Annotated in this window: 10 protein-coding genes and 1 pseudogene; 7 read left to right on the top strand and 4 right to left on the bottom strand. The window is 56.7% G+C overall.

The genetic code is table 11. The annotated features are described in order from the left end of the window. Both GOW16_RS02330 and hisG read left to right on the top strand, forming a co-directional pair. Positions 1-1,089 carry an ATP phosphoribosyltransferase regulatory subunit gene (locus tag GOW16_RS02330; RefSeq protein WP_170409829.1) on the top strand — a complete coding sequence of 363 codons (1,089 nt, stop codon included), beginning with the start codon at positions 1-3 and terminating at the stop codon, positions 1,087-1,089. Further along, on the top strand, positions 1,086-1,775 hold the full coding sequence (hisG, locus tag GOW16_RS02325; protein ID WP_170409828.1) for an ATP phosphoribosyltransferase: 690 nt from the start codon (positions 1,086-1,088) through the stop codon (positions 1,773-1,775). Before GOW16_RS02330 ends, hisG begins: the two co-directional genes overlap by 4 nt. On the opposite strand, the gene GOW16_RS02320 is transcribed toward hisG, so the two are convergent. Beyond that, positions 1,776-2,207: a DUF1489 family protein gene (locus tag GOW16_RS02320; protein ID WP_170409827.1), complete on the bottom strand. Its 432-nt coding sequence runs from the start codon at positions 2,205-2,207 to the stop codon at positions 1,776-1,778. Positions 2,208-2,322: 115 nt separating this feature from the next. Here GOW16_RS02320 and GOW16_RS02315 point away from each other — a divergent pair, with 115 nt between their 5' ends. Both GOW16_RS02315 and GOW16_RS23140 read left to right on the top strand, forming a co-directional pair. Then, on the top strand, positions 2,323-4,605 hold the full coding sequence (locus GOW16_RS02315) for an adenosylcobalamin-dependent ribonucleoside-diphosphate reductase (RefSeq protein WP_170409825.1): 2,283 nt from the start codon (positions 2,323-2,325) through the stop codon (positions 4,603-4,605). A gap of 183 nt (positions 4,606-4,788) precedes the next feature. After that, a pseudogene (locus tag GOW16_RS23140) lies at positions 4,789-4,938 on the top strand (IS3 family transposase); the annotation flags it as partial. Between the two features lie 260 nt (positions 4,939-5,198). Here GOW16_RS23140 and GOW16_RS02305 read toward each other — a convergent pair. From GOW16_RS02305 to GOW16_RS02295, 3 genes are read right to left on the bottom strand one after another with little or no spacing between them, the layout of a single operon-like run. Beyond that, positions 5,199-8,582, bottom strand: a complete 3,384-nt coding sequence (locus GOW16_RS02305) for an error-prone DNA polymerase (RefSeq protein ID WP_170409822.1) — start codon at positions 8,580-8,582, stop codon at positions 5,199-5,201. Next, positions 8,579-10,057, bottom strand: coding sequence for a Y-family DNA polymerase (locus GOW16_RS02300; RefSeq protein ID WP_170409820.1), 1,479 nt, complete (start codon positions 10,055-10,057; stop codon positions 8,579-8,581). Before GOW16_RS02300 ends, GOW16_RS02305 begins: the two co-directional genes overlap by 4 nt. Next, positions 9,999-10,553: an ImuA family protein gene (locus GOW16_RS02295; RefSeq protein ID WP_170409818.1), complete on the bottom strand. Its 555-nt coding sequence runs from the start codon at positions 10,551-10,553 to the stop codon at positions 9,999-10,001. Before GOW16_RS02295 ends, GOW16_RS02300 begins: the two co-directional genes overlap by 59 nt. Before the next feature lie 478 nt (positions 10,554-11,031). Between GOW16_RS02295 and GOW16_RS02290 the strand changes: the two genes are divergently transcribed. The 3 genes from GOW16_RS02290 (at position 11,032) to rpsD (ending at position 13,558) form a co-directional block, all read left to right on the top strand. After that, a complete protein-coding gene (locus tag GOW16_RS02290; RefSeq protein ID WP_170409816.1) occupies positions 11,032-11,823 on the top strand; it encodes a hypothetical protein in 792 nt (263 codons plus the stop codon). Between the two features lie 414 nt (positions 11,824-12,237). After that, positions 12,238-12,738 carry a hypothetical protein gene (locus GOW16_RS02285; RefSeq protein WP_170409814.1) on the top strand — a complete coding sequence of 167 codons (501 nt, stop codon included), beginning with the start codon at positions 12,238-12,240 and terminating at the stop codon, positions 12,736-12,738. A gap of 199 nt (positions 12,739-12,937) precedes the next feature. Continuing rightward, entirely contained in the window at positions 12,938-13,558 is a 621-nt protein-coding gene (rpsD, locus tag GOW16_RS02280) for a 30S ribosomal protein S4 (protein ID WP_058275494.1), read from the top strand. Positions 13,559-13,641: the final 83 nt, after the last annotated feature.

Raw genomic sequence — 13,641 nt, 5'->3', positions numbered from 1 at the left:
ATGCCCAACCGTTCCCAGATACAGGCCCGCGCCGCGATGATGCGTATCCGGTTCGAGGCGGCAGGCGCGCAGGTCGTGGATACACCTTTGCTGCAGCCGGCTGAAACGCTGTTGGACTTGTACGGTGAAGACATTCGTGCCCGTGCCTATGTGACGTCTGATGCATTGCGCGGCGAGCAGATGTTGCGCCCCGACTTCACCCTTCCTGTCGTGCAGATGCACATGACAGACGGGGCAGAACCCGCACGCTATACCTATTCCGGCGAAGTCTTTCGCCGGCAGGAACATGACCCAGACCGGTCCAATGAGTACATTCAGGTCGGTTATGAGGTCTTTGACCGCGAAGATCCCGCTGGCGCGGACGCCGAGGTGTTTTCGCTGTTTGCTCTGCAACTGCGGGGCTTGCCCCTGCGGGCGGCGACAGGTGATATTGGCATTCTGACGGCGGCGGTTCAGGGCCTGCGCACTACGGAACGTCGCAAGGTAGCATTGATGCGCCACCTGTGGCGTCCGCGCCGTTTTCGCGTTCTGCTGGACCGTTTCGCCGGGCGCAAGCCCGAGCCGGACCACCGTACAAAGCTATTGGAGGCCGCAGACCCCATGGCGTTCGAAGTCCCGATGATCGGCAAGCGCCGCGCCGCTGAGATCGAGGCGCGTATCGAAGCCTTGCGCGAAGATCGTGAGACGCAACCGATTTCGGATAACGAACTCGCGGGGCTGGAGTCCTTGCTAGCGGTGCGGGAAACCATGCCTTTTGCGCTTGAGCAGTTGCGGGATGTGGCCGTCGACCTGCCTCAGATTACACCCGCGCTGGACAGGCTCGAGGCAAGAATTGCCGCACTACAGGCGCGTGGTGTCGATGTGAACCGGCTGGATTTCGAAGCCGCCTATGGGCGCACGTCAATGGAATATTATGACGGGTTTGTCTTCGGGTTTTATGCCGAAGGCCGCCCCGATTTGCCTCCGATCGCCACCGGCGGGCGTTACGATGCGCTGACACGCCAATTGGGCAATGGGGCGGAAATTCCGGCTGTTGGGGGCGTATTGCGTCCCGACCTGATGCTCGAAATCGAGGAGGCCGCGCAATGAGTCTGAAGCTGGGCGTGCCCTCCAAGGGTCGGTTGATGGACAAGACCTTCGCATGGTTCGAAAAGCGTGGCATCACCTTGTCGCGCAGCGGATCGGATCGGGAATACGCGGGCAAGGTCGAAGGGATCAACGGAGTCTCGCTGATCCTACTGTCCGCCGGGGAAATTCCCCGCGAACTGGCAGCGGGCCGCATTCATATGGGGGTCACCGGAACGGATCTGGTGCACGAAAAACTGCCGCGGTGGGAGCAGCAGATCGAAGAAGTTTCAGAGCTGGGCTTCGGCAAAGCTGATCTGATTATTGCGGCCCCTGCCTGTTGGGTCGATGTCGAGACCCTGGACGATCTGGATGCCGCAGCGGCGGCGTTCCGCAAAGCTCACGGACACCGGTTGCGCATTGCGACCAAATACCACCGATTGGTGCGCGAGTTTCTGACAGATGCGGGTGTTGCGGATTACGCTCTGGTCGATAGTCAAGGCGCAACCGAAGGCACCGTGATGAACGAAACCGCCGAGGCGATAGCCGATATCACCTCGACCGGTGAGACATTGCGCGCAAACCACCTAAAAATCCTGTCGGACGGCCTGATCCTGCAATCACAGGCCACGCTGTGGCGCAGTCGTGTTGCCAGCTATGATACGGGTGAAAAAGAGGTTCTGTCCGAACTGCTTGATCGGCTGAGCTGATTACAACACACCAATATCCGCCAGCGCGCGGTTCAGATCGTCGGGCAGAGAATCATCCTCGGCCCGTCCCTTGGGAAGATCGGCGGGCGTATCTTCGGGTTTAAGGTACCGCCAGCCCTGGAACGGGCGCTTCAGGGCGTTCTGTGTGCGGTGCACCTCGGGGTCCAGCACGATGGCGCATCGGCGGATACCATCTTCGCCGCGTACTTCGTCTAGGCGCAGGATCTTCTGGCGGCATTGAACGACACCTTTGATCACCCAATAGATTGATCCGCCGTTCAGAATCTCAGCCTCGCGTTTGGGCCACATGCGGGTGACGTGTCGCGGGCACCCGTCCTCATAGAGCGGCTTGCGGCTGTCCTGCCAGGCCATCAGCGTATCGACGCTTTCCGATCCGACCGAAAGTTTTATGAGGTTTACGTACTTATCCACAGCTTTCCCACAGAGTCGTCCCGAGATGTTGCTTGATATTGTAGCTCGGTATTCGCTTTCATCAAGGTGTAGTGGGTGCTAGGTTGTTTACCTCATTCAAGACAGGGAATCACCAATGAGCCGCTTTGCCGCCCCCATCGCCGAGCAGATCTGGGACATGAAATACCGTTTCAAGAAAGCCGATGGCACGCCCATTGACCAAACGGTCGAGGACAGCTGGCGGCGTATCGCTCGCGATCTTGCGCAGGTTGAAAAGGACCCCGCGCATTGGGAGCAAAAGTTTTTTGAAGCGCTGGAAGATTTCAAATACTTGCCTGCGGGCCGTATCACCGCCGGCGCGGGCACTGCGCGGCGCGTGACGCTGTTCAACTGCTTTGTCATGGGCACGGTGCCGGACAGCATGGGCGGTATCTTTGACATGTTGAAAGAGGCAGCCCTGACCATGCAGCAGGGTGGGGGGATCGGCTATGATTTCTCGACCATCCGTCCACGTGGCGCGGATGTGCATGGAGTGGCCGCGGATGCCTCGGGACCGCTGAGCTTTATGGACGTGTGGGATGCGATGTGTCGTACGATTATGTCCGCAGGTTCACGCCGTGGTGCGATGATGGCGACTATGCGATGTGACCATCCGGATATCGAACACTTCATCACCGCCAAATCCGATCCTGCACGTCTGCGCATGTTCAACATGTCGGTGCTGGTGACCGATCCGTTCATGGAGGCCGTCAAAGCTGATGGGCCGTGGGATTTGGTATTTGACGACAAGGTTTACCACACCGTTCAGGCCCGTGATCTGTGGAACAAGATCATGCAGGCCACATATGATTATGCCGAACCGGGCGTGATCTTCATCGATCGGATCAACAAGGCCAACAACCTGAGTTACGTTGAAACCATCGCGGCGACGAACCCGTGTGGCGAGCAGCCGTTGCCGCCCTATGGCGCTTGTCTGTTGGGTTCGATCAACCTGGCCCGTCTTGTGGCTGAGCCGTTCGAGGACGCAGCCCATCTGGACGAAGACGCCCTGCAGGAGTTGGTCGCAACAGCCGTTCGCATGATGGACAACGTCGTGGACGCGTCGAAATTTCCACTTCCCGAGCAGGCGGCTGAGGCGCAGGCCAAACGCCGTATCGGGCTGGGTGTGACCGGGCTGGCGGATGCTCTGCTGATGCTAGGTCTGCGCTATGGTTCGGACGAGGCGGCGCGTCAGACCGAGCGCTGGTTGAAAGCGATCGCCCGCGCCGCTTATCTGGCGTCGGTCGACTTGGCCAAGGAAAAGGGGGCATTCCCCTTGTTTGACGCCGAGAAATACCTGGCCAGCGGTACGATGCAGCAGATGGATGAGGATGTGCGTGACGCCATCCGCGAACACGGCATCCGTAACGCCTTGCTGACGTCAATTGCGCCGACCGGGACGATTTCGCTGTACGCAGGCAATGTGTCGTCGGGGGTCGAACCGGTCTTTGCCTATGCCTATACCCGTAAGGTTCTGCAAAAAGACGGCTCGCGCACCGAAGAAGAAGTGGTGGACTATGCCGTGCAGATGTGGCGTGATAAGTTTGGCGACAAAGAGCTGCCAGACTATTTCGTCAACGCTCAGACGCTGTCGCCGTCCGACCATGTCAAGATGCAGGCGGCGGCACAGAAATGGATCGACAGCTCGATCTCGAAGACGATCAATTGCCCCGAGGATATCAGCTTTGACGCCTTCAAGGATGTCTACATGCAGGCTTGGGATCAGGGATGTAAAGGGTGCACGACCTATCGTCCGAACGACGTGACGGGGTCGGTCCTGACCGTGTCGGAAAGTGAAGACAAAGCGCCGGGAGAAAGTGCAAACGCACCGCATGAAATTGACGGTGGCGATGTGATCTACATGTCCGAACCGTTGGATCGGCCGCAGTCTCTGGAAGGTTCGACCTACAAGTTGAAATGGCCCGACAGCGAGCACGCGATCTATCTGACGATCAATGATATCGTCATTGGTGGCCGCCGTCGTCCGTTCGAAGTGTTCATCAACTCGAAGAACATGGAGCATTATGCCTGGACACTTGCACTGACCCGCATGATCTCGGCCGTGTTCCGCCGGGGTGGGGACGTGTCATTTGTTGTGGAAGAACTGAAGGCGGTATTCGACCCACGTGGCGGCGCTTGGGTCCAGGGTAAGTATATCCCGTCGATCCTGGCTGCTATTGGTGGCGTGATCGAACAGCACATGATCAATATCGGGTTCCTCGAGGGCGAGGGCATGGGCCTCAAATCCGACCCGCAAGCACAGGTCGTCAATATGGACGCGCCACGTGGCAAAGCTTGCCCGTCCTGCGGCCAGTTCGACATGGTGATGATCGAAGGATGTATGACGTGCCGTAGCTGCGGTCATTCGAAATGTGGCTGAAGCTTCCACAGAATAAGTCTGTGTGGCGTTTCACGTGACATGACCTAAACGTTTCAATAGGTCATTTTAGGCTGGTGATGTGAGAAAACGGCCTGGGATTTCTACCGGGGCCTTTCTCCTGTCTAGCGGAGTTGATGAATGGCGATAGCGCTGCTGGTACATCGTGGCCACCAAGAAGTGGAGATGAGACAGAAACCCGGAACCAAGCAGAGCCACGGCGAGAAAGTCGTAAAAGACATTCGTCGCGCGACGCGCATACTGTACTCTGCGGAACAGAAGGTCAGGATCTTGCTGGACGGCCTCAATGGCGAAGACAGAAAATCAGATTGCCGCCTAGTACACGGTTTGCGAGGCTTTTTTGGCAAACCAAAAGCGTGGGTCCTGCCCGCTACGTTTTAATCCGATATATATCGCTTTCACACCAGAAGACTCATCGTAGCTTTTGCTAGATTTGTACTTCGTGAAATCAATTTTGAACACGATACTGCATTTGCAGGACACCAATGCTTCGTTAAGCTAATTGCTTTCCGCCCATAAAATGTCGGCTAAGAGCCCAAAGCACCAAACTCTGCATACTGCATGAATCTCCGCCTTCAATGAAAATCGCGACTTGGAAAGAGGCGCTTTGCTTGGTCGCGGGGATGTATTGCGCGGGAGGGGTAGCGCGACTGTTTGGGGGTATCATCGGCGCGGGGGCCTTCGGTGGTCAGGGCTTCTGGCTCTGGGTGACCCAGTTCGAAGAGCTTGTGTGACATATCCTGAATGTCCTGCGCGATCAGGTGTACGACGATGCCTTCACGTTGCAGATAGCCCGTCACACGCAAAAGCCGTGCCCCCATAACAATACGCCGGAACCGCTCATAAACATTGCGCCAGACCACAACATTGCTGACACCGGTTTCATCCTCAAGCGTCAGGAAGATCACGCCAGAGGCCGTGCCGGGGCGTTGTCGGGTGATGACGAGGCCGCAGACGCTGTAGCGCCCCAGAGCAACATTTTGCAAAGCCGCATGTGTGACGAGGCCGGGAAGCGCAGGGCGCAGCAGCTCCATCGGGTGGGCACGCAGGGTCAGGCGGGTAGAGACATAGTCTTCCACCACCTCTTCACCCAATTGCATGACAGGCAATTGCACCTGCGGTTCATGAATGCTTTCCCCGTCAATCGGGTCATTGAACAGGGGTAAAGGCTTGGGGCTTTGGATGGCTTTGACTTGCCATAATGCGTCGCGACGCGTGAGCCCCATATCCGAGAACGCATCGGCCTCGGCTAGGCGTGTCAATACATCCGGGCGTAGGCCCGCCCGGAGCCACAATGCTTCTGGGTCAGGATAGCCATTGCCTCGGGCTGCTACGATCCAGCCTGCATCTTCCTCGTTCAACCCTTTGATTTGACGAAAGCCCAATCTCAGTGCCAAGGTGCCATCTGGACGACGCTCCAGCGTGTTATCCCAATCGGAGTGATTTACGCAGATCGGGCGGGTTTCAACGCCATGTTCACGGACATCACGCACAATCTGAGCCGGGGCATAAAACCCCATGGGTTGGGAATTGAGCAACGCGCAGGCAAAGACCGCCGGATGATGGCATTTCAGCCAGGCCGACACATAGGCCAGCATGGCAAAAGCTGCTGCATGGCTTTCGGGGAAACCATAATCGGCAAAGCCTTCGATTTGTCCAAAGCAGCGTTCGGCCACGTCCTGAGAATAGCCATTGTCCAACATTCCTGCGATGAACTTGTCACGGTATTTTCCAATTGTGCCCATCCGGCGGAAGGACGCCAGAGAGCGGCGTAGATGGTCAGCCTCTTCGGGCGTGAAGCCCGCGCCGACCACGGCGATTTGCAGGGCCTGTTCCTGAAACAATGGCACACCCAGCGTGCGCGAAGTGACCTCTTCCAGCGCGGGGCCGAAAGGTTCCGCGATTTCCTGACCGTTTCGCCGCCGGATATAGGGTTTCACCATATCGCCCTGAATGGGCCCCGGACGGACAATCGCGACCTCGATCACCAGATCATAGAATTTTTGGGGGCGCATCCGGGGCAGGAAATTCATCTGCGCCCGGCTTTCCACCTGAAAGACACCAATCGCATCTGCCCTGCACAGCATGTCATAGGTGGGTATGTCGCCTTGAGGCACCGAGGCTATACTATGGCTGATATTGTCGTGTTCCTGCATCAACTCAAAAGATTTGCGAATGCAGCTGAGCATGCCCAGCCCCAGCACATCCACCTTGAGGATGCCAAGAGCGTCAATGTCGTCTTTGTCCCAGCAAATCACGGTGCGATCTTCCATGGCCGCGTTTTCAATTGGGGCCAATTCATCCAGCCGCCCACGTGTGATAACAAAGCCGCCAACATGTTGGGAGAGATGACGCGGGAAGCCGATGATCTCACCGATCAAGCGGATGGTTTGCATCAAGCGGCGGTCATTTGGGTCAAGGCCAAGTTCGCGGATGCGGTCCAGATCAACGCCGCCATTGGTCATGCCCCATATCTGGCTGGACAGGCCTGAGGTCACATCCTGACTCAGCCCCATGACCTTGCCCACTTCACGTATGGCTGCACGGGTGCGGAAATGGATCACGGTGGCGCAAAGCCCGGCGCGGTGGCGACCGTATTTCTTATAAATCCACTGGATCACCTCTTCGCGCCGCTCATGTTCAAAATCGACGTCAATATCGGGCGGTTCCCCTCGGTGTTTGGACACGAAGCGCTCGAATACCATGGCGATCATGTCTGGGCTGACATCGGTGATGCCCAAGAGATAACAGAGGATGGAATTGGCGGCAGAGCCGCGCCCTTGGCATAAAATGCCCTTGGATTTGGCGAATTGGACAATGTCATGCACGGTCAGGAAATAGGCGGGGAAGTTCAGTTCCTTCACCACGGCCAATTCTTTTTTCATCAGTTGGATGGCTCTATCTGGCGGGCCGTCCGGGTAGCGTCGCGTCAAACCCTCTTTTGCCAGTCGTTCTAGACGGTTTTGCGGTGTCTCCTCATCGGTGTCTTCATGCGGATATTCATAGGACAATTCGCTTAGATCGAAGCTGCATTTGTCAGCAATTTCCAATGTGCGGCGTAAGGCGGCTGGATGCGCGTGAAACACCCGCGCCATATCATGCCCGGCCTTGAGACGGCGTTCGCTATTAGGCAAGGCGCGTGTACCGATCTGGTCGATGGTGATATGTTCACGCATACAAGTCAGCACATCGGCAAGCTGGCGACGATTGGCGCGGTGCATCAGGACATCCCCGACCGCAACCATCGGGGCAGAGGCTCTTTGTGCCGCTTGCGCACAGGCGTGCAGATAGGTCTGATCACTGCCGTCGTAACGGGGGGCGGCCCCCATAAAGACATGGCCCGGGAAATGGCGGACAAGAGTACGGATGTCCTCTGTGGCGTCTGACAAATTGCCTTGTGGCAGAGCAAGCAGAATCATACCTTTGCAGGCAGCAAACAGATCTTTTCTGTAAAGCAGGCACTCCCCTTTCTCGGCTCGACGTTTTCCCAAGGTCAAAAGGCGCGTCAGACGTTGATAGGCGGCTCGGTCACGCGGTAGTGCAATCCAATCCACTGGACTGTCCTGCAAGATCAACCGGCACCCTACAATGAGCTTGGGCAACACGATCGCATCAGGCTTGGTAAGGGGGCCGCCTTGATCCCGGACCTGCCGGGACGAGCTGTCCATACGCTGCTGGGATCGTATTTTTACACTGTCCTGCGCTTCATGTTTCAGCTCTTTCAATGCAGACCACGCCCGCACCACACCAGCCAAAGAATTGTTGTCTGTAATGGCAATGGCTGACAGGCCCAACTCGGCCGCCCGTACCACCAATTCTTCGGGATGCGATGCCCCAGTCAGAAAAGTGAAGTTCGTGGTCACGCACAGCTCGGCGTACTCCTGCGTCTGCACACGGATTTCCAACATATCACGCCGAAACGCCTCAACCGGGCGATGCGTGCGATTGATTTCGATCATGCAAACTCCCCCTGTACAAACCAGCCGGGGTTTTGCGGCGTATAGAATAACCACAACCTGCGCCCCTCACGCGTTTCCACCCGCCAGTAATCGCGTATGCCGGAACGCCAGTTGTCATCCTCAAGCCACCATTCCGGGGCTATGCGCTCAGGTCCGGTGGTGCGGCCTGTGGTGAGAGACATCCGACGCCAGCGAAAGCGCGTAGGGGGACGCGAGCCTGTTGCGGCAATCGGCTCTGGTGGGAACAGAGTGATTGGCCGCGGGTGTGTACTGATCCAACTACCGGCCGGGTCCGAATAGGCCGCAGGCGCCACGATAAAGCTGCGTTCGGGGATATGGCTGTCAGCGGGTAGGAATCGCTGGATGTTTTCCAATCCGATCCGCGTGCCAAGTCGCGAGATCAGATCGTCCAGCTTGCCTTTTTCGCCACCTGAAACATGGCTGATCTGTTGCACCGGCAGGGCCTCTACCTGCGTGGCTTCCAGCCGTAGCTGATCAATGCCGAACCCGGCATAAACCTCGCTCAGTCCTCGCTCGAAAAGCGGCAGGATGCGCCGGGCATCACGTAGCGGGCGTGCCAAACGCAGTTCGACCTGTTGCTGGTCCTGATCCACCCGGCGCAGTGTCATGCACAAGCTCCGCGCACCCACCTCCTGTGTTTGCAATTTCGCACAAAGCTGAACAAGCAGCCGCTCGGCACCTGCCATCACATCCGACAGCAAGCCGATCGGTTCTGGCAGGGTAATCCGCACCGCATAATGAGGTGGATCAGCACAAGGTGAAATCTCTTCGGGCTGTGTGCCCAAAGCCTGATCCAATCGCAGCAAAAGACCGGGGCCAAACCGGCGGGTCAGCGGCGCACGCGCGGCCCTTGCCAAATCGCCGATGCTGCGCAATCCCAGACGTTGTAACGCGATTGATATGCTGTCTTCGATCCGCAAAGCCGCAACTGGCAGGGCAGCTAGAGTGGCCAGCGCCTCGCCGCTGGGGGCAACACCTTCGCCATAATGCGCTAATGCCCAAGCTGCCCCACGCGTATCTGCCAGACCGATCTGTGTCGAAATCCCGGCGCGCATCAGGCGCATGCGCATGTCGGTCAGCATGGCCGCCTCTCCGCCAAACAGATGCGCCGAACCGGTGATATCCATCACCAACCCATCCTTGCCCTCAAGCCCAACCCATGGACAGTAACGTGTCGCCCAGCGACGGAGCGTGCGCAAAAACCGCTGGTCCTGCTCAGGCTGCGCCACTTGGCTTTGCAGGTTTGGACAAAAGGCCCGCGCATCCGCATAGGGCATCCCCTGATGCAGACCTTGCTGTGTGGCGGTGGCGTTCAGGCAGTAAATCCGGTTGGCATTTTTCTGCTTCAGCGTCAGCGCAAAAGGCCTGTCGATTGGGCACTGGCGTAAAACCCGGTCACTTGCGAGCCGGGGAAACCGTAGTGAGACGACGCGACGCTGCATCCCATCGAACATGCCAGACACCCAGTGTTCCTGATTTGTTCTTAATAAGCTCCCACCGCTGCAGAGTCGAGTCTTCAGGATCAAACGCAGGAGTGCAACGCCATCTCGTTTCCGCTGCATTGCTGCCCATACCTTCAGGAATAATGGCCAATCCGGTGGATCGTCCATCCCGCGCAGACAGCTGCAATCGCCGCCCTTCGGTCAAGCCCAAAGGCTTATTCAGCGACATGACAACCAGCGACACAGCACCAGACCGCAAGGCCTCTTCTGCACCTGCAAGTGTCTCGGATTGATTTCCTGTATTGCAGACTGTCAGTGCCGCAGGCTCCACGAAATCGGCAAATCCAGTTGGATTGATTTGTGTCGTATCCCAGTTTTCGCGGACCCACATCGTATGACCACCCAATTGCGCGGCAAGCGCAAAGGCACACACATATGCGCCCGCCCCACAAACCTCATGTGTGCGGGAAGTGGCAGGCGGAAAAAATGGAGCCTCAGCATGCTGCATGGGTAGAATGTAGAGAGAAATACAGACGCCAAACAAGACCGAACCCTGGCGTAGTTACAGTGAAAGATCACTTTGCTCACGCATCTGACCTTCAGGAACGTTTCGGCACACGGCGGATCGCCGGACCGTTGATAAGGTGCTTCTATTCAGATTGCCGGTTCGGTCTCTAGAGCAACCGAGTGTGGATTTGCCTTTTAAGGGGTGCGACGAGGCAATCGGTCGCTCCATAAGAAGGTAGTTCATTACGAAATTTTTGGTCAGTATACCGTGCTATTGTGATATGAGTGCATTGAAACAAAAAGGTTTTTCTGGTGCGGATAAGGAATGTCAAATGGAGCGCCACAAAGTCATGGGGCCACAAGGGTGCCCGGTTGATCCGTGAACATCTCAAGATGGTGCCAATCCTGCCTCGCGCGGGGTTGGTACATTTGGAGTGGCTCAGCCGTTCTCAGACCATAGACGAACTGGACGCAGTATTGTGAAGGTCGTAATCCATCAGGGCTTCCATAAGACGGGCACGACAACCCTGCAAAAGACGCTCTCGAAAAATCGGGAATACCTGAAAGATCGCGTGAACGTTCTTTTGCCGGATGACCTGCAAGCCGCCAGTTTGGCCGCGCGGCGGTATGTGGTCGCCCCTAAGGATCGTACGCTTCAGAATTTTGGGAGACTGGTCCGAAAGGCGCTTGAGCCATTCGCGGACCACCGTGGCAAGCCCCTGCTGATAACCAATGAAGAATTCTCGGGCTTGATCCCGGGCCGCAAGGGCGTTTGGTCGTATGATCAAACGCACGTTCTTGCCAAGGTTTTGTTGGATGAGGTCTCACGCCTGACTGAGGAAGGAGACCGAGTTATCTTTCTGTTCACGACCCGAAATGCCGATCACTGGATCAGAAGTACGTATTGGCAGAACCTTCGCAGCCACAGAATCCGCGAGGACCTGTCACAATATAGCAAGGCGTTGCAACCGGGCGCGGACCTTGAGGCAGTGGTGCGCCGGGTGAAAGAAACGGTTTCGCCTCGTGCCGAAGTGGAATCTGTCAACGTTACCGGGCTGGAGGAGCAGAGTTTCCCTCTGATCAAGGCGCTGTCCATCTTGAACGTGAGGTCTGATAGGCTCGCGGCCGTTGAAAACCGGAACGTCCAGCCGGCCGGGGGCGCAAGCTACTTTTTGAAGTTGAATCGATCGCTCTGCAGTGATGAGGAAGTTGAGGCCGCAAAACGTGCCTATCTGGACAGCCTGAGACGGACGAATGGCGCTGTTTCATGAATAGCAGCAAAGGCGCAGCCAGGCCGGGATTATGTCTGGGGAAGTTGCCCCAGCGTAAAGATTGGGTGGTTCAATTCGCATGTCTACACCTGATTTCACGGGATGGAACATTAAGATTTCATAACAACCACTCAAATTTGTTGGCCTCTGGGCCACAAAACCGCCGGAATCGATTTGGATCTTAAAAACAACGCTTTACACAGCGAATCTCTTTGGGCCATTTTGAGGTGTTCGTAGGCCGCCAAACATTTATGCAATCAGAGGTTGCATAGCGCTCGCTTTTAGTATCAGTTTGACTTGACATGCCGGCAACATTTTCGTGATTGCTGCATTTAGGTCTCTTTTCCGCCAGAATCTGCCCTGATAAGAAGATGCCAGTGAGCAGTGATTTGTTGAAAGGTACAGGCGGGTACAATGAGAGCCGGGGAAAGCGGTCGTACATCCATTTCGTGGACGCAGACAGAGTTAGACGGACTTGAGGCAGCGCCTCAGTCTTTTTTGAAAGTTGGTGCCGCATGGTCGTGGCGTGGACAAGCGATTTCGTTGGCCAACCCGACTGAACAAGGGCTGATACTGTCAGCTCAGGCAGAAGAATACGCATCAAGAGTGTTGAACAGCATAGCGCCATCACCGAATCTGGCGGAAGAGGCGCAGGGTCGTATCGTTCTGACCAATGGTGCGCAGACGTACACAGCGCTTTTGTTGTCCATCGCCGGAGAAACAGACCCGACGCTGGTTTTCGAAAACGGATATCCGGCACGTGATCAGGAATTCTGGGTCTGTGCGTTCACCGAGTTTGAAAGCAAAAGCGAGTCGATCCTGCCGGACCGGACAGTTGTAGCATTCCCAATGCGGTCGTCGATGGATGCCGGTTGGGAAAACGCGGTTACGCGCGCGCGTAGCGCAGCGGACTAAAGCTCCAATCAGGCTGACTGCATTCGCATACATTAAAATACCCAAGCCGTGTTGACTCCGTCAGTTCTGCGGATATAAGCGCGGCTTCATTGGTGTTGGTGGCCCCCGCAAGGGGATACCTGTCATGAGGGAAACCTCAAGAGGACAACGCCCTTCATAGTGGCCCAATCGGGCTTCGACCTAAAGAAGGAGATCAGCCGTGACCAAACGCACGTCTGCCAAGTACAAAATCGACCGCCGGATGGGCGAAAACATCTGGGGTCGTCCGAAATCCCCGGTCAACCGCCGTGAATACGGCCCCGGCCAGCATGGTCAGCGCCGCAAAGGCAAACTGTCGGACTTCGGTCTGCAGCTGCGCGCAAAGCAGAAGCTGAAAGGCTACTATGGCGACCTGACAGAGAAGCAGTTCCGCCGCATCTACGCCGAAGCCGTGCGTGTGAATGGTGATACAGGTGAAAACCTGATCGGTCTGCTGGAACGCCGTCTGGACGCAGTCGTCTACCGCGCCAAATTTGTTGCGACTGTTTTTGCCGCGCGTCAGTTCGTGAACCACGGCCACGTCAAAGTGAACGGCAAGCGGGTCAACATCCCGTCGTACCGGGTCAAAGAAGGCGACGTGATCGAAGTACGTGACAAGTCCAAGCAACTGGCTGTTGTTCTGGAAGCTGCCGCTCTGGCCGAGCGTGATGTGCCTGACTACATCGACGCCGATCATTCGAAAATGACCGCCACTTTCGTGCGCGCACCGGGCCTGGGTGATGTGCCTTACCCGGTCGTCATGGAGCCGAACCTGGTTGTTGAATTCTACGCGAAGAACTAATCTTCGCCGACATACTGAATTTCGAAGAGGCCACGCAATTTGCGTGGCCTTTTTATATGGGACTTCGCCCCGGCGCGTTGCGC

Source organism: Ruegeria atlantica (genome assembly GCF_013033965.1).
GTDB lineage: Bacteria > Pseudomonadota > Alphaproteobacteria > Rhodobacterales > Rhodobacteraceae > Ruegeria > Ruegeria atlantica_D.
This window is presented reverse-complemented; position numbering and strand designations above follow the sequence as displayed.

What these genes read in the sequence shown, in the direction of transcription:
- GOW16_RS02315 (WP_170409825.1), top strand. Translation starts at nt 2,323, where the DNA reads ATGAGCCGCTTTGCCGCCCCCATCGCCGAGCAGATCTGGGACATGAAA.
- GOW16_RS02305 (WP_170409822.1), bottom strand. Translation starts at nt 8,582, where the DNA reads ATGATCGAAATCAATCGCACGCATCGCCCGGTTGAGGCGTTTCGGCGT.
- GOW16_RS02330 (WP_170409829.1), top strand. Translation starts at nt 1, where the DNA reads ATGCCCAACCGTTCCCAGATACAGGCCCGCGCCGCGATGATGCGTATC.
- hisG (WP_170409828.1), top strand. Translation starts at nt 1,086, where the DNA reads ATGAGTCTGAAGCTGGGCGTGCCCTCCAAGGGTCGGTTGATGGACAAG.
- GOW16_RS02300 (WP_170409820.1), bottom strand. Translation starts at nt 10,057, where the DNA reads ATGTTCGATGGGATGCAGCGTCGCGTCGTCTCACTACGGTTTCCCCGG.
- GOW16_RS02295 (WP_170409818.1), bottom strand. Translation starts at nt 10,553, where the DNA reads ATGCAGCATGCTGAGGCTCCATTTTTTCCGCCTGCCACTTCCCGCACA.
- GOW16_RS02285 (WP_170409814.1), top strand. Translation starts at nt 12,238, where the DNA reads ATGAGAGCCGGGGAAAGCGGTCGTACATCCATTTCGTGGACGCAGACA.